This is a genomic window from Micromonospora sp. NPDC048842, assembly GCF_040649935.1.
GTDB lineage: Bacteria > Actinomycetota > Actinomycetes > Mycobacteriales > Micromonosporaceae > Micromonospora > Micromonospora hortensis.
The window spans coordinates 161,534-177,510 of sequence record NZ_JBEZGK010000011.1 but is presented as its reverse complement, the minus strand read 5'-3'; the positions used below and the strand labels follow the sequence as shown (position 1 = coordinate 177,510).

Below are 15,977 nucleotides of genomic sequence, written 5' to 3'. Positions count from 1 at the left end.
CCTCCACGTTCGGTGCCGGCCGCCACGACTGATGACGGTGGCCGAAACCTAGGATCGGTACCGATCATCGAGAAGCACCCGTAACCTCGCTGTCATCTTGGAAACAAGCTCGTAACACAACGGGTACTTTGCGCGTCATTTGGGAGCGCCGACCTGGGGGATTCATGCCATTTGGTCGGTTACCCGTGCCGTCCGCCACCCGGCCATCGTCCGTCCCATCCGGACGGTCCACGGCGTGGCGGGTCCGACGCTCGTCTACCCCTGGTACGACGGCAGCGTCCTGAACCACGCCACAGCGCACGGCGTGGACCGCAGCGGGCTGACCCGATTCCAACACCTGCCGGTCCCGCAGATCGAGGTGGCGCTCGACGCGATCCTCGACGCCCACCTCGCCGTCAGCGCCGCCGGCCTGGTCGCGGTCGACCTCTACGACGGCTGCTTCCTGTACGACTTCGCCGCCAGCCGGATACGGCTGATCGACCTCGATGAGTACCGGCCCGGTCCGTTCGTGCTCGCGGCGGATCGGCTGCCAGGTTCACGCCGCTACATGGCAGCGGAGGAGTTCGCCAGCGGCTCGCTCATCGACGAACGGACCACAGTGCACGCCCTCGGCCGTACCCTGCACCACCTGCTCGATTCGCCAGAGGGCTGGCGCGGTCCTCAGGATTGCCGGCCAAATGCACCGAAGCCCTAGCGGGGCATTAGCGAGCAGCGCCGGGTCGTGGAACGAGCAGCGAGGCAGGCGCCGGCCGCCCGGTACCCCGACGTGCCAGCACTGGTCCACGCCTGGCGGCTGGCGACATCCTGAGGCGGGCGGTGGTGCGCCCCCGGCAGGCGTGGGACGCCCGGGACCACGCGCGGACGTGGTTGTCCGGCTTGAGGAGCTGGTTGGCGTCGGCTGGCTGCTCTTACGTTCGTCGGTGGTGGTGGTTGCGGCGGGGGAGTTGTTCGGGGTCGAGCCAGGTGGGTGGAATGAATTCGGGGTGGCCGTCGAGGCCGAGTTGCACGGTCCAGTCGCTGTGGTGCAGGTGTCGGTGGTGGTGGCCGCAGAGGAGGACGGCGTTGTCGAGGTTGGTGGTGCCGCCGTCGGCTCAGTGGTGGATGTGGTGGGCGTGGCACCAGCGGGGTGGTCGGTCGCAGCCGGGGAAGGCGCAGCCGCGGTCGCGGAGGGCAAGGGCGCGGCGTAGCGGCCCGGTGATGAGTCGGCGTTGTCGCCCGACGTCGAGGACTTGGCCGGTGCCGCCGAGGACGGTGGGCAGGATGGTGGCGTCGCAGGCGAGCCGGCGCGCCGTGTCCGGGGTGAGCTGTAGGCCGATGTCGAGTGCGCCGGCACCGAGTTGCAGGGTCAGCCCGTCGTAGCTGGTGGTGACGACGATCTGTGCCGGGTCGCCACCGCTGTCGGGCAGTTCGTCGGTCCGGAGGGCGAGTCGGCAGATGTCGGCGAGGGCGTCGTGGCGGCGTTGCCCGGGGGAGCGGGTGTCGTCGGGGCCGCAGGGTGCGCTCAGTGGGTCGATGGCGGCGCGGAACAGGCCGGCGGTTTCGGCATCGAGGGTGCCGGTGAGCCGCAGTCGGCCGTCGGTCTGCTCGGACAACGTGAGGTGTCGGTCGCGGGTGGCGCGGCGTGCTTCGGCGTCGAGGGCGGCTTGGGCGGCGGCGTCGGCGATGTCGGGGGCGACGTGGTCGAGGATGCGGGTGCCGAGTTTGCGCCGGTGGGTGGGGTCGAACTGGCTGGCCCAGCCGACGAGCACACCGACGGCTTTGTCGGCGGTCTCGGCGTCGGTCGACGTGTTCACGGTGTCGACGGTGTCGGCGATGCCCTCGGCCTGGTCCAGGTTGATGGCGCCATCAGTCAGCGCTTGTCGGATGCGGGGGTTGCCGGTGTCCAAAGCGGTGGCGAGGTCGATCAGGCGGCGGGCGGCGGGGATGGTGAGTCGCAGTCGTTCGCGCAGCCAGACCGCAGTGGAGGAGGCCCCCTGCGCGCGGGGCGTGCCGCGGCCGTCGAGCTCGCGGACGAGAGTGAGTTTGACGGCGGCGAGGCGTCGCTCCAAGCGGTGCGCGGCGTCGAGTGCGGCGATCAGCTCGGGCTCCGGCAGGGCCCAGGCGGGGGCGTCGACGCAGGCGGCGACCGCGTCGTCTGCCTGCGCCAACTCCTCGACCATGACCCGACACTAGAACAGGTGTACGACATCCTCAGTGACCATGATCGAATGCTTCGGGTTGTCGACGCCGAGCTGCTAGGGCCGCGCTCTTGCCAAAGCGTGCCGGCGTGCGAGACAACGCCGCAGAGCGCGTGGTGAAGCGCGGCGGCGGGTGCGGCAAAGGTGCGCGGCCAGAAGGAATCGCCGGACCGGGGCTGCCGCGCGACTTGGTTGGCGGCAGGGGCGCGGGGTGAGGTCGTGGCCCGGAGCGTCAGTCGCGCCGGACGAGGCCCGGGCCGGCGACGATGTCGATGTCGCCGTCGGCGATCCCGTGGCCGGCGGCGCAGCGGAGCACCGCGCGGATCGGCTCCCCGCAGTCGTGGTGGGTGGCGACGATGGACGGGCCGGTGTCGGTGGCGGCCCAGGTGTCGCCCCAGTTCCGTAGTGCGGTGATGACGGGCAGAAGTTCGCGGCCCTTGCGGGTGAGTTGGTACTCGTGGCGGGTGCGCTGCCCGGGCTCCCGGTAGGGGATTCGTTCGAGCAGTTCGGCGGCGACCATCTCCTTGAGGCGGGCGGCCATGGCGGGTTCGCCGACGCCGACCCGGCGGACGAAGTCGTCGAAGCGGCGCGTGCCGAGCAGGGCCTCGCGCATGATCAGGACCGTTGACCTGCTGCCCACGATGTCCATCGCCCGGGCCACCGAGCAGTTCTCGCTCGTCCAGGAATCACGATCGCCTCGTAGGTCCTCCATGCCGTCCAGCCTACCTGACTTGCATGAAGGCTAGCCAGGTGCTTCACTGGGTCGCGCTGACTTCAGCATACGCAAGTCAGACCACCAGCCTGAAGGATCTTCAGTGACCACCAGCGCCACGGCACCGACCCCGCCCGGAGCGACCCCGCCCGGAAAGAACCCACCAGGACCGGCCGTCACCGGCCGTTCGTCCTGGCGCGGCTCCCGCCCGGTGACCCTGATCGCCATGTGCCTGGGCGCGATGATCACGTTCCTGCAGATCACCGCGACGGTCTCCGCGCTGACCACGATCCAGCGGGACCTGCGGGTCGACCCCACCACTCTGGTCTGGATCCCCAGCGCCTACACCCTGATGGTGGCGAGCGTCGTGCTGTCCGCGGCCACCCTGGGCAGCCGCTACGGGCGTAAGCGCATGTTCGGTGCCGGGGTCGTCGCGATGATCGTCGGCGCAGCCGTCGTGGCCGGCGCTCCGACCGTCGCGTGGGTGATCGTCGGGCAGTTGGTCGCCGGACTCGGTGGGGCCCTGATCCTGCCGAACAGCCTGGCGATCCTCGGCGCGACCTTCACCGACCCGCACCGACGGACCGAGGTCATCACCGCGTGGTCGGCGGCCTCCGGCATCGGCCTCGCGATCGGCCCGCTCATCGCAGGCTTCCTGCTGCGGCACTACCAGTGGCACAGCGTCTACCTGTCGACGATCGCGCTGGGTCTGGTCACCCTCGTGGTCGCCATCGTCGGGGTGGCCGAGTCCCGGCCGAGCGCCGCCCGACTCGACGTGCCCGGCCTGCTGCTGGGCACCGTCGCCATCGCGGCAGCCGTCTACGCGCTGATCCAGGGCGGCAAGGTCGGCTACACCAACCCGGTGGTGTCGACGGCCTGGGTCGTCGCGGTCGTCGCACTTGTCGCGTTCGTCCTGATCGAGCTGCGGACCAGCGCGCCAATGCTCGACGTGCGGCTGTTCCGGTCCGCGTCGTTCAGCGCCGTCATGGTCGTCGGCGCGGTGTCGCTGTTCGGTTTCACCGGCGTGGCGATCCTGCTGGTCCTCTTCCACGAACGTGCCCAGGCGCTCAGCCCACTGGACACCGGCTGGCGGATGCTGGTGCTCTTCGGCGCGTACGTGCTGGTCGCCTTCGGTGCCGGGCGCGCGATTCGTCGTACCGGATTCAAGGCGCCGTTGACCCTCGGCCTGGTCCTCGGTGCGGTGGCCAGCTTCGCGCTGGCGCACCAGGGGCCGACCACGTCGTTCGGTGACCGCTGGGCGCTGTTCGCGTTGTTCGGCGCGGCCAGCGGTCTGGTGGTGGCCCCGGCGACGGCGGCGGCATTGGCCAGCGTCGCGCCCGCCCAGGCCGGCATGGCCTCCGGTGCTGTCAACGCCGCCCGCCAGGTCGGCTCGGTGCTCGGTTCGTCACTGCTCGGCACGCTCCTCACCACCACGATGGTGGCCGACCTGCCGGGCCGGCTCGCCGCGCACCAGATCGGCGAACCCACCGGTACCGCAGTGCAGGCGGCGGTGGCCTCCGGCGCCAGCGGCGGCCAGCCGCTGCCCGACCCGGTCCGGGCGGCGATCGCCGAGGCACTGACCTCCGGTGTCCAGGCCGGTTTGCGGGTCAACGGCGTCGTCTTCCTGGTCACCGCCGTGCTGGCGCTCACCCTGATCCGCAACCGGCCGCACCAGCAGTAGCTACGAAGCCAAGGCGTCCAGCTTCTCGATGGCGTCGGTAGGCAGTTTCAGGTCGGCCGCCGCCATGTTCTCCCGCAGGTGCGCCAGGCTGGAGGTGCCGGGGATCAGCACCGTGGTGGGGGAGCGCTGGAGCAGCCAGGCGAGGGCGACCTGCTGCGGCGAGGCGCCCAGTCGGAGGGCCACGTCGTCGAGCGTGTCGGACTGCAATGGCGTGAACCCGCCGAGCGGGAAGAACGACGCGAACGCGATGTTCTCGGCCGCGCACCTGTCGACCAGGGCGTCGTCCTGCCGGTTGGCGAGGTTGTAGAGGTTCTGTACGGTGACCACCGGCGCGATGGCCTGGGCCTCGGTGAGCTGGTCGAGCGTGACGTTGCTGAGCCCGAGGTGCCGGATCAGGCCCTCCTGCCGCAGCTCCGCCAGGGCGGTGAACTGCGCACCGAGCGGCGCGTCGCCCGTGCCCTCCGCCACGCCTACCCGCAGGTTGACCACGTCGAGCACGTCCAGGCCGAGGTGTTCCAGGTTCTCCCGTACCTGGGCCTTGAGGTCGTCCGGCTCCAGAGCCGGGATCCAGGAGCGGTCGGCGCCGCGGCGCGCGCCGACCTTGGTGACCAGGTGCAAACCCTGGGGGTACGGGTGGAGCGCCTCGCGGATCAGCTCGTTGACCACGACGGGCCCGTAGAAGTCGCTGGTGTCGATGTGCCGGACGCCCAGCTCGACGGCCTCCCGGAGCACGGCGAGCGCCTGCTCGCGGTCGCGGGGCGGGCCGAAGACACCCGGGCCGGCCAACTGCATCGCCCCGTAGCCCATCCGGCTCAGGGTAAGGCCGTCAGCGGGGGTGAGGGCACCGCCGGGAAGGTTCTCGCTCATCTCATCCTCTTGTCAGTCGTCGTTGTGACATCTGGGCCGCTTGGAACCGGCCCTGCGACGACTGTCCGCCGGGAGCGGGCCGGGCGGCAGGGCGAGCTGTTCCTGGTAGTGACACAGCCAGTCACCGGGCCGCCCGGCGATCTACCGTCGGTGGCATGGACGCAACGAACCCGCTCGGCGACTTCCTGCGCGCCCGCCGGGAGCAGACCCGGCCCGAGGACGTCGGGCTCGGCCCGGGCGTTGGCCTGCGCCGGGTGCCGGGGCTGCGGCGCGAAGAGGTGGCGATGCTGGCCGGCATCAGCGCCGATTACTACCTCCGGCTGGAGCAGGGTCGCGAGCGGCACCCTTCGGTGCAGGTCCTCGACGCCCTCGCCGGAGTGCTGCGACTGGATCCGGAGGCGACCGCGTACATGATCGGGTTGAGCCGTGCGCGGTCGCGGCGGGCGGCCCGACCGGCCGCCGAGCGAGTGCCGGCCAGCATCTTGCACCTGCTGCGGCAGCTCTCCATGCCGGCCTTCGTGCAGAATCGCTACCTCGACATCCTGGCCTCGAACCCGATGGCGAGGGCGCTGTCGCCGAATCTCGCCCCGGGCGCCAACCGACTCCTCGCGGTGTTCCTGGACCAGGCCGAGCGGGAGCTGTTCCGCGACTGGCGGCAGGCGATGCAGAGCGTGGTGGGGCAGATGCGTGCCGACTCGGGCGGGGCCACCGACGACCCACGGTTGACAGCGCTGGTGGGGGAGCTGTCACTCAAGAGCGACTGCTTTCGGCAGCTGTGGGCGCGCCACGAGGTCCGTCGACGGGAGGGCATCGTCAGTCGGCTGCACCACCCCGAGGTGGGCGACCTCGACCTGTACTGCGACAAGCTCGCCGTGGCTGGCGCCGACGGGCAGTTGCTGGTGATCTACCACGCCGAGCCCGGTACGGAGTCCGCCCGCTCGTTGGCGCTGCTCGGCTCGATCGCCGCCAGCAGCGCCGACGACGTGCCGGACAGCCTCCGACCCGGCGACCCGGCCCGCCTCTATCCGCTGGAGTGAGCCGGTCACTGTCGCTGCGGGGCCACCTGGGTGGGGATGTGCTCGTAGCGTTTGCGCATGGTCTCGCTGGCGGCCGGGCCGGTGGCGAACACGAAGGCGGCGTCGTTACCCCAGGCGGCGAGGGATGACAGGGTGGCGGACTTGACGACACTTGTTTGTGAGTGCACACTTACAAACATGCGATCCACCGCCGAGGCCCGCCGGGTCACCGTTCTGAACACCGCGGTGTCGGTGTTCGCCCGCGCGGGCTTCCACGCCACACCGGTCACCGCCGTGGCCGCCGCCGCCGGCATCTCCGAGGCGTACGTCTTCCGGCTCTTCTCCGGGAAGCTCGGCTTGTTCGCGGCGGCAGCCGGGGCGTGTTTCGACCGGATCGCCGACGCGATCGAGGCGGGCGCGGAGCGCGCCGCGGGTGACAGCCCCGAGGAGATCCTCGACGCCATGGGCGGCGCCTACGCGGAGCTGATCGCCGATCGCGATCTGCTGCTCTTCCAGGTGCAGGCGCAGGCCGTCACGGACATCCCGGAGGTCGCCGAGGCGGTGCGGGCCGGCTACCGGCGGGTCGCGACCTTCGTGCAGAGTCGGGCACAGGCCAGCGACGCGCAGGTGCAGCAGTTCTTCGCGTACGGCCAGTTGTGCCACCTGATCGTGACCGCCGGCCTGGAGCAGGTCCCGGAGCCCTGGGCTCGCGCCCTGACCGCCGGCATTCGCCACCCCTGACCGACCCGATGCTGGGCCGCTTCGGCGGCCCACTCTTTTAGGCCGATAAGTGTGTGAGTGCACACTTACAAACAAAGGAGAACTCCGATGACCACCGAAACGACGATCACCGAAGTGGTACTGCCCGGCGTGGTGGAGCCCGACGGCCTCCTGCTGCACCGACGCGCGATGCCCGCCCCCGCCCGAGGGCAGGCGCTCGTCCAGGTCGAGGCCACCGGCATCTCGTTCGCCGAGCAGCAGATGCGCCACGCGCTCTACCCCGGCCAGCCGAAGTTCCCGTTCGTGCCCGGCTACGACCTCGTCGGCACCGTCCGGGCGGTCGGTCCCGGCGGCGACGACGCGCTGGTCGGCACCCGGGTGGCGGCGGTCACCAAGACCGGCGCCTGGGCCACACACGCGCTCGTCGACATCGACGCCCTGGCCGCGGTGCCCGTGGGTCTGGACCCCGCCGCGGCCGAGACCGTCGTCGTCAACGGCGTGACCGCCTGGCAGATGCTGCGGGACGCCGACCTGACGACCGGACAGACGATCCTCGTGCACGGCGCGAACGGCGGGGTCGGGAGTGTGCTCGTCCAACTCGGCCGACACCTCGGCCTGCGGGTCATCGGCACCGCCGCCGAACGACACCACGTCGGCCTGCGCGAACTCGGCGTCGAACCGCTCGACTACCGCGACCCGGACATGGCCGCGCGGGTCCGCGAGCTGTCGCCGGGCGGCGTCGACGCCGTCTTCGATCCGGTCGCCGGCCCGGGCGTACGCACCTCGTACGCCCTGCTCGCCCCCGGCGGCAAGCTGGTCGTCTACGGCAACGCCGCCGCCGTGGGCACCGGGCAGTCGGTCGCGTGGGTCTTCGTGAAGCTGCTGACCCGCCTCTACACCTGGAACGCGCTGCCAAACGGCCACCGGGCCGGCTTCTACAACTTCTGGGCCGGTCAGCTCACCAGGCGTGCCGCGTTCCGCCGTCGCCTGCGTACCGACCTCGGCATCGTGCTCGACCTGCTGCGGCAGGGAGTGATAGTGCCGCAGATCGCCGCCCGCTACCCGCTCAGCGAGGTCTCCGCGGCGCTGGTGTTCGCCGAGAACCGCAGCCGGGCCGGCAAGGTAGTGCTGGAGCCCTGACCTCCGGCCCGTCCAGGGCGCTGGTGCGGCGGGACGCCGCGAGGGCGTACGGTGAACATGTCGCCCGGGGGACCCCGGTGGTCGCCAGACGCCGTCGCCACCAGCCCGCCAGGGGCGTTACCGCTCATCTTCTCCATCGCCGCGACGTAACGGTCGTGTCGGCTGATCGCAGACCGCGTCCCGACCGACCGGCGCCGCGTCGCCGGTGTCCGGCGGTCGGTTGCCCGACGCGCGCACTTGGGTACACCCTCCGTGCGAATTGTTCCGAACGCCTTAACTAGGGAGTACCAGATGAGGATCGCCAGGGATCGGATCGTCACCGCACTTCGCGACCGGGGCCAGCAGGCCCGGGCCGACTGGGTCGAGCGCGAGCTGCCGGAGCGCGTGGACCCGGCCAAGCACTCGGGGCTGCTCGCCACCCTGAACCTCAACCCAGCTGATCTCGTCGACGCGTCCTCCCCTTGAGGGTTGCGCTGCTCGGACCGGTCGCCTGGCGTACGCCCCCACACCACTACGGCCCGTGGGAGCAGGTGACCGGCTTGCTCGCCGAGGGGCTGGTCAGCCGCGGGATCGACGTGACGCTCTTCGCGACACTGGACTCCGTCACGTCCGCCCAGCTCGACGGAGTCTGCCCACGGGGGTACGCGGACGACCCGGACCTGGACGGGCGGGTGTGGGAGGCGATGCACGTCTCCCACGCGATGGCCCGCTCGGCGCAGTTCGACCTGGTGCACAGTCACCTGGACTGGCTGCCGTTGGCGTTCGCGGAACACTGCCGCGCGCCGCTGCTGACCACAGTGCACGGTTTCTCCGGCGCGGGGATCCTGCCCGCCTATGGCCGAGCCCGCTCGTCGTACGTGTCGATCTCCGACGCCGACCGGGCGCCGGAGCTGGACTACGTGGCCACGGTCTACCACGGCGTCGATGTCGCCGGACTGCCGTTCACCAACGAAGCCGGTCCTGGGCTGGCCGCCTTCGGCCGGATCCACCCGGACAAGGGCACCCATACCGCTATCGAGATCGCCCGCCGCGCCGGCCGGCCCCTCACCATCTGCGGGATCGTGCAGGACGAGCGGTACTTCGCCGAACAGGTTGCCCCTCACATCGACGGCGACCAGGTCGTCTTCCTCGGGTCGGTGGGTCCGCGGCGGCGTGCCGAGGTACTGGGTGACAGCACCGCACTGCTGCACCCGATCGCCTTCGACGAGCCGTTCGGGCTGTCGGTAGTGGAATCGATGGTCTGTGGCACCCCGGTCGTCGCCTACAAGCGAGGGTCCATGCCCGAGGTCGTCGACGAGGGGATGACGGGTCTCCTCGTCTCCACCGTCGACCAGGCCGTCGAGGCGATCACCCGGGTCGCCGGCCTCGATCGGGTGCAGTGTCGGGCGCAGGCGTTGAAGCGCTTCAGCGCGGACCGGATGGTCACCGACTATCTCGCCGTCTACGACAACCTCGTCCGCAACTGACTGAACTGCACAGCTCTCCGTTCCGCCGGTCACACACGCTGACCGGCGTGCGCCGTCCCCGCGTGAGGCTCACCCGTACTCCTGCGGTGGCCGACAACCGGAAGGCCCGACGTTCATGCTCAGCTACGGATTCCTCAGCACCCACCCACCGACCCGGTGCGGACTGGCCACCTTCAACGCGGCCCTCGCCGCCCAGTTGACCGCCGACGGCACCCGCGGCGGCATCGTCCGGGTCACCGACCACGGCGACGACCAGCGGCCCGTACCCGGGGTGGTGCACACCTGGTCGGCGCGTGACCCGGCCGGCTGGCGGGAGGCGGCGGCCGCTCTGAACGCGTACGACGTGGCGATCGTCCAGCACGAGTACGGCATCTACCCCGGCACCGACGGCGAGGAGGTCCTGCCGTTGCTGCGGCGGCTCAGCGTGCCGAGCATCGTGGTGCTGCACACAGTGCTCAGCCAGCCCTCGGCCCGGCAGAAGTCCCTGTTGGAGCAGATCGTGGCGACTGCCGGGGCGGTCGTCACGATGACCGACACGGCCCGCGACCGGCTGCTCGTCGGGTACGCCGTGCCAGCGGGCAAGGTGACAGTGATCCCGCACGGCGTGGCCGAGCTTGCCGGTGTACCAGTCGACCGGCGTACCCGCCCGCACCTGTTGACCTGGGGGCTGCTCGGGCCGGGCAAGGGCATCGAGTGGTCGTTGCGGGCCCTCGCGCGTTTGCAGGATCTGGAACCGACTCCGACCTACACCGTGGCGGGGCGGACCCACCCGAAGGTGATCGAGCACCACGGTGAGGCGTACCGGGCGGGGCTGCACCAGCTCGGTGCCCAGTTGGGCGTCGCGCACGCCGTCGACTACCAGGACGTCTACCACGACCAGGAGGCGCTGGGCCGGTTGATCCGCTCCGCCGACGTGGTCGTCCTGCCCTACGACTCCCGCGAACAGGTCACCTCAGGGGTGCTCATCGAAGCGGTGGCCGCCGGAGTGCCCGTCGTGGCGACGGCGTTTCCGCACGCCGTCGAGCTGCTGACCGGTGGGCCCGGCCTGGTCGTACCCCACCAGAACCCGGCGGCACTGGCCAAGGCGATCCGGCGGGTCCTGATCGAACCGGGCCTGACCGCCCGGTTGGCCGGACGGGTTCGTCCGCTGGCCGCGCACCTGCGTTGGCCTGCGGTGGCGGCCCGCTACGGCGCTCTCGCCGAAGAGCTCGTCGACGCCCGTAAACCCGCCGTCAGCGCCGTGCCGGCGTGACGGCGACCACCGGACGCCCCCGGACGTCGACGGGTGGGCGCTGGGTGACGGCACCCGCGCCGAGCTTCGCGCACCTGGCTCGGCTCAGCGATGACACCGGTCTGTTCGAGCACGCACGGCACGCCATCGTCCGGCGTGAGCACGGTTACTGCACCGACGACGTGGCCCGTGGCCTGCTGGTCGTTAGCCGCGAGCCGGAGCCGAGCGAGGAACTGCTCCGGCTGGCGGAGGGGTACCTGGCGTTCCTGACCCACGCGCAGGACGCCGGCGGAGCGTTCCACAACCGGCTCGGGCACGACCGGCGCTGGGGCGACGAGCCGGGGCTCGGCGACTGGTGGGGTCGAGCTCTGTGGGGCCTGGGCACTGCCGTCGCCCGCAGCCCCGCCCCATGGGTACGCGAGGAGGCGCTGGTCGCCTTCAGCCGAGGCGCCACCCGCCGGGCCAAGGCCCCGCACACGATGGCCTTCGCCGGTTTGGGCGCGGCCGAGGTGCTTCGCCGTCACCCGGGCCACGTCGCCGCCGCGTCCCTGCTGGCGGACGCGGCCAGCACGATCGGCCCGCCGGCCTCCGACGCGGGCTGGCAGTGGCCACGGCAGGAGCTGACGTACGCCAGTGCCGCCCTCGCCGAAGTGGTCATCGCCGCGAGTCAGCTTCGCGAGGGTGGCCCACCTCTCGACGATGGCCTACGCATGTTGACCTGGCTGCGCGATGTCCAGCTCCGTGACGGGCACTTGTCGGTCGTACCGACCGGGGGTTGGCGGCGCGGCGCCGTACGGCTGCACCACGACCAGCAACCGATCGAGGTCGCCGCCCTCGCCGATGCCTGCGCCACGGCGGCCACCGTCACCGGTGACCCGGAGTGGGACAACGGGGTACGGCAGGCGGTCGGGTGGTTCCTCGGCGACAACGACCTCGGCACGCCGATGTGGGATCCGGCGACCGGCGGTGGCTACGACGGGCTGACCGCGCACGGGCCCAACCTCAACCAGGGCGCCGAGTCCACCCTTGCGCTCATCTCCACGCTGCAGCACGCCAGGCGGTGGTCGTGACATTGAGTCTGGCCGTCCGGCAGGACGTCACTCTCACCCCGGATCCGCGCCGCGTCATCGTCAAGCTCTTCGTACCGGGTGAGGACGCCGCCGTGGTACGGACCCGCGCGCAGGCGCTGATCGACCGGGTCGGGCACCTCGACGACGAGGAGACCGCACGGCTGCTGCGGGAAACCCTCGACCGGTTCGGCGCCCGGCACCGCGACCTGATCGGCACCTTCCACCACCACTACGAGCTGGTCCGGCACCGCGCCGCGCGGGCCCGGGACCTCTCACCGAACAGCCGGCTACTTGTCGGTGCCTACTTCAGCCACGAGTACGCCGTCGAGGCCGCCGCCCTGTGCAACCCGTCGATGGTGGTCCACCCGGACCAGAGCGGTCTCGGCCCGGGGCAGCTGCGCGTCGCCCTCAGCCTGCGCCAGGTCGGGGAGGGCCACGTGTCCTCGATCGGTTTCGCCACCGGAATCGTCGGACCAGGGGAACAGCTCACGATCGCCGACCGGGCCGGACCGTTGGCCGTCGGGCAGCGGATGGGTGTCCGGCATCGTCGGGACCTGCTCGTTGCCGGCCTGGCCGAGGAGGGCTGCGACAACGAGGTAGCGGCCACGGTGCTGGACGCGTTGCCCGAGTGGTACGACGGGGCCGCCTTCGAGCGGGTGCTCGGGAACCTTCCACACGATCTGCTCTCGCGCAGCACCGGGTTGGCGACAGTCGAACAACTGCGTCGTACCAACGCCGGTAGCTACGCCACTGCCTTCCCCGCCGACACGGTCCTGCACCAACGGGTGCTGTGGCCGGCGACCCCGGCGGAGAGCAACGGCATGGAGGACGCCCGGTTCGTCCGCTTCGTCGACGATTCCGGGCCGGTGTACCGGGCCACCTACACCGCCTACGACGGCCGGAACATCGCCACCCGCGCGCTGGCCAGCGACGACCTGCGCCGGTTCGAGATGACCCCGATGCGCGGACCGGGTGCCCGCAACAAGGGGCTCGCGCTGTTCCCGCGTACCGTCGGCGGCCGGCACCTGGCACTGTGCCGCGCCGACGGCGAGACCATCGGCCTGACCGCCCTGGACGGCGAGAGTCGCTGGCAGGCCCCGACCCCGCTGCACGCGCCGGGCGAGAGCTGGGAACTGATCCAGGTCGGCAACTGCGGATCACCGATCGAGACCGACGCCGGCTGGCTCGTGCTCACCCACGGCGTCGGGCCGATGCGCCGGTACGCGATCGGTGCGCTCCTGCTCGACCTGCACACACCGGAGCGGGTGGTCGCCCACCTGCCTGGTGCGCTTCTCGCACCCGACGAGGACGATCGGGACGGGTACGTGCCGAACGTCGTCTACTCCTGCGGTGCGCTCGTGCACGACGGTGCGCTGTGGGTGCCGTACGGGGCGAGTGACGCGCGAGTGGGATTCGCCACCGTGCCGTTGTCCGCGCTCCTCAGCGCGATGGTCGAGGCGGGCGGAGAATGCGCTGGGGCGAGGTAGCCTCACGCTCGCACTACGTGCTCCTGCGATCGGGGAGGACAGGGGGAGGTGGAGCATGGCCGATATCGGCGAGGTGGTGCGTTGGTTGCAGCTCAACGCGCCTCGGGGCGGCCCGGACGAGGTGTCGCAACTGGTTGCCCGTGCGGCGCCCGGTATCGATGCCAGCGAGATCGTGATCTATCTGGCCGACTACACGCAGACCCTTCTCGTGCCGCTGCTCGGCGCGGGACTCGACCGGGACCAGTTGCCGATCGAGACGACGCTCGCCGGCCGAGCCTTCACCACCCTCGACATCCAGCGCGCGCCCGACAACCCGGACCGGCTGTGGGTGCCACTGCTGCTCGGGTGTGAGCGGATGGGCGTACTGGAGATCGTCTCCCCGGCCGCCGCCGACGAGACGATGGACGCCCCGGCCTGGGAGGTGGCGGTCAACGTCGCCCAGATCCTGGTCAACCGCCGGCTCTACGGTGACGTGGTCGAGCGGATGCGGCGGCGGATGCCGATGCAGGTCGCGGCCGAGATCGTGTGGGGCCTGCTCCCGCCGCTGACCTTCGCCACCGACGACCTGGTGGTCACCGCAATCCTCGAACCGTGTTACGACGTCGGCGGAGACATCTTCGACTACGCGTTGAACGACGACGTGCTCAGCGTCGGGCTCTTCGACACCTGCGGGCACGGCATCAAGGCGAGCACCCTGGCCTCGCTGGTGGTCAGCGCGTACCGCAATGCCCGTCGGTGTGGCCTCGACCTGGTCGACACGGCGATCAGCATCGACCGGTGGGTGCGCTCCGAGCACCCGAACTTCTTCGCCACCGGGTTGCTCATCGAGTTGGACCGCCAGACCGGCCAGCTCAGCATGATCAACGCGGGGCATCCCGGTGCGATGTTGCTGCGTGACGGCAAGGCCGTCCGGGAGCTGCCCGGGCCGACCATGTTGCCGCTCGGGCTGGGCCACATGTCACCTCGTCGACCGCAGGTGCACGTGGAGAATCTGCACCCGGGCGACCGCATCCTCGCCTACACCGACGGCATCACCGACGCCCGTAGCGCGGAGGGGGAGCAGTTCGGGCTGGACCGGCTCGTCGACTTCGTCAACCGCGCCCTGAACGACGGGTTGCCCAGCCCGGAGACGATGCGTCGCCTGGTCCGCGCGGTCGTCGGCTACCAGGACGACCAGCTCGAGGACGACGCTACTGCCCTCTTCGTGGAGTGGCAGCCACCGCACCTGCCGCTCGCGCACCTCCGCGACCTCGCCGCGCTCCGACACTGAGTGCGTGCAGTGGGATTTTGCACTCCCAGTGCACTTGTCTCCGGTTGCGAGGCTGTCTAGCGTCACCTCATGGCTGACTCATGGACCTTCGCCGTGGCGCGTGACGACCTCGGGCAGACCACGCTCGTCGATGGCTCCACCCCCGCCCTGGCCGACGGCGAGGCCCTGCTGCGCGTGGACCGCGTCGGCCTCACCGCCAACAACGTGACCTACGCGGTGCTCGGCGACTCGATGCGGTACTGGCAGTTCTTTCCGCCGGCGGCCCAGGGCCTCGGGCCGCAGTGGGGCCTACCGCCGCTCTGGGGCTTCGCGGAGGTGGTCGGTTCGGCGGTGGCCGGTGTCGAGGTGGGGCAACGGGTCTACGGCTACCTCCCGCCCGCCGGTCACCTCCTGGTGCGGCCGGACCGGGTGGACGCGTCCGGGTTCCGCGAGGCGAGCCCGCACCGGGCCGAGCTGCCGTCGCCGTACAACGCCTACCGGTCGACCACCGGCGACCCGGCGTACCAGCGCGACCAGGAGGATCTGCTGATCCTGTTCCGTCCGCTGTTCTTCACCTCGTTCATGCTGGCCGATCAGGTCGTCGACAACGACTTCTACGGTGCCGAGACGCTGCTGGTGTCATCGGCGTCGAGCAAGACCGCGTACGCCGCCGCGTTCGAGCTGTACCGGCGCGGGCCGCGCCTGGTCGGTCTCACCTCACCGGGCAACGTGGAGTTCACCCGGTCGCTCGGCTGCTACGACGAGGTCGTGTCGTACGACGACATCGACGCCCTCGACGTGGTCCCGACCGTCTACCTCGACCTGTCCGGGGCGCCCTCGACCCGTGCCGCAGTGCGTCGACGCCTCGGCGATCGGCTCGTCCGGGACATAGCGGTCGGGCTCACCAACCAGACGCCGAACGCCGACGCCGCCGAGGAGGTGTTCTTCGCGCCGGTGCAGATGCGCAAGCGCGGCCACGACTGGGGCCGAGACGGCCTCGACGAGCGATTCACCGAGGCCTGGCAACGCTTCGCCGCAGTGGTGAGCGGGTGGCTGGACGTTCGGGTGGGTGCCGGGCCGGAGGCGCTGCAACACGCGTGGCTGGATGTTCTCGCCGGTCGTACGCCGCCACGGGTGGGCCACGTCATCCAACTCTGATCG

The 15,977-nt window shown here is 71.0% G+C and carries 15 protein-coding genes and 1 pseudogene; 12 read left to right on the top strand and 4 right to left on the bottom strand.

Annotated features, from left to right (window positions below; all coding sequences use genetic code 11):
• Positions 1–235: 235 nt before the first annotated feature.
• The gene (locus AB0C19_RS18090; RefSeq protein WP_357186381.1) at positions 236–694 is read left to right on the top strand and encodes a hypothetical protein; all 459 of its coding nucleotides are present in this window, start codon (positions 236–238) and stop codon (positions 692–694) included.
• A 214-nt stretch (positions 695–908) separates the two neighbouring features.
• Here the strand turns inward: AB0C19_RS18090 and AB0C19_RS18085 are convergent.
• Together AB0C19_RS18085 and AB0C19_RS18080 are read right to left on the bottom strand one after the other, a co-directional pair.
• Positions 909–2,159: pseudogene (locus AB0C19_RS18085) on the bottom strand (DUF222 domain-containing protein).
• A gap of 250 nt (positions 2,160–2,409) precedes the next feature.
• On the bottom strand, positions 2,410–2,889 hold the full coding sequence (locus AB0C19_RS18080; RefSeq protein ID WP_357186378.1) for a helix-turn-helix domain-containing protein: 480 nt from the start codon (positions 2,887–2,889) through the stop codon (positions 2,410–2,412).
• A gap of 103 nt (positions 2,890–2,992) precedes the next feature.
• Between AB0C19_RS18080 and AB0C19_RS18075 the strand changes: the two genes are divergently transcribed.
• A complete protein-coding gene (locus AB0C19_RS18075) occupies positions 2,993–4,570 on the top strand; it encodes an MFS transporter (protein ID WP_357186375.1) in 1,578 nt (525 codons plus the stop codon).
• Here the strand turns inward: AB0C19_RS18075 and AB0C19_RS18070 are convergent, their stop codons facing one another.
• Complete coding sequence (locus AB0C19_RS18070) at positions 4,571–5,437, bottom strand: oxidoreductase (RefSeq protein ID WP_357186372.1); 867 nt, start codon at positions 5,435–5,437, stop codon at positions 4,571–4,573.
• Between the two features lie 155 nt (positions 5,438–5,592).
• Here AB0C19_RS18070 and AB0C19_RS18065 point away from each other — a divergent pair, with 155 nt between their 5' ends.
• The gene (locus AB0C19_RS18065) at positions 5,593–6,474 is read left to right on the top strand and encodes a helix-turn-helix transcriptional regulator (RefSeq protein ID WP_357186369.1); all 882 of its coding nucleotides are present in this window, start codon (positions 5,593–5,595) and stop codon (positions 6,472–6,474) included.
• Between the two features lie 5 nt (positions 6,475–6,479).
• Here the strand turns inward: AB0C19_RS18065 and AB0C19_RS18060 are convergent, their stop codons facing one another.
• Positions 6,480–6,641, bottom strand: a complete 162-nt coding sequence (locus AB0C19_RS18060; protein WP_357186366.1) for a hypothetical protein — start codon at positions 6,639–6,641, stop codon at positions 6,480–6,482.
• 10 nt (positions 6,642–6,651) lie between these two features.
• On the opposite strand from AB0C19_RS18060, the gene AB0C19_RS18055 reads away from it, so the two are divergent.
• The 9 genes from AB0C19_RS18055 (at position 6,652) to AB0C19_RS18015 (ending at position 15,974) form a co-directional block, all read left to right on the top strand.
• A complete protein-coding gene (locus AB0C19_RS18055; RefSeq protein ID WP_357186363.1) occupies positions 6,652–7,194 on the top strand; it encodes a TetR family transcriptional regulator in 543 nt (180 codons plus the stop codon).
• Between the two features lie 87 nt (positions 7,195–7,281).
• Positions 7,282–8,313, top strand: a complete 1,032-nt coding sequence (locus AB0C19_RS18050; protein WP_357186360.1) for a medium chain dehydrogenase/reductase family protein — start codon at positions 7,282–7,284, stop codon at positions 8,311–8,313.
• A gap of 291 nt (positions 8,314–8,604) precedes the next feature.
• Positions 8,605–8,778 (top strand): hypothetical protein, encoded by a 174-nt coding sequence (locus tag AB0C19_RS18045; protein ID WP_238661919.1) that lies wholly within the window; start codon positions 8,605–8,607, stop codon positions 8,776–8,778.
• Positions 8,775–9,779: a glycosyltransferase family 4 protein gene (locus AB0C19_RS18040; protein WP_357186356.1), complete on the top strand. Its 1,005-nt coding sequence runs from the start codon at positions 8,775–8,777 to the stop codon at positions 9,777–9,779. The genes AB0C19_RS18045 and AB0C19_RS18040 overlap by 4 nt, the downstream gene beginning before the upstream one ends.
• A 115-nt stretch (positions 9,780–9,894) precedes the next feature.
• On the top strand, positions 9,895–11,031 hold the full coding sequence (locus AB0C19_RS18035; RefSeq protein ID WP_357186353.1) for a glycosyltransferase: 1,137 nt from the start codon (positions 9,895–9,897) through the stop codon (positions 11,029–11,031).
• 44 nt (positions 11,032–11,075) lie between these two features.
• Complete coding sequence (locus AB0C19_RS18030) at positions 11,076–12,080, top strand: glycosyltransferase (protein ID WP_357186350.1); 1,005 nt, start codon at positions 11,076–11,078, stop codon at positions 12,078–12,080.
• The gene (locus AB0C19_RS18025; protein ID WP_357186347.1) at positions 12,077–13,567 is read left to right on the top strand and encodes a glycoside hydrolase family 130 protein; all 1,491 of its coding nucleotides are present in this window, start codon (positions 12,077–12,079) and stop codon (positions 13,565–13,567) included. The genes AB0C19_RS18030 and AB0C19_RS18025 overlap by 4 nt, the downstream gene beginning before the upstream one ends.
• Before the next feature lie 55 nt (positions 13,568–13,622).
• Positions 13,623–14,837: a PP2C family protein-serine/threonine phosphatase gene (locus AB0C19_RS18020; protein ID WP_357186344.1), complete on the top strand. Its 1,215-nt coding sequence runs from the start codon at positions 13,623–13,625 to the stop codon at positions 14,835–14,837.
• Between the two features lie 69 nt (positions 14,838–14,906).
• Positions 14,907–15,974, top strand: a complete 1,068-nt coding sequence (locus tag AB0C19_RS18015) for a DUF2855 family protein (RefSeq protein WP_357186341.1) — start codon at positions 14,907–14,909, stop codon at positions 15,972–15,974.
• Positions 15,975–15,977: the final 3 nt, after the last annotated feature.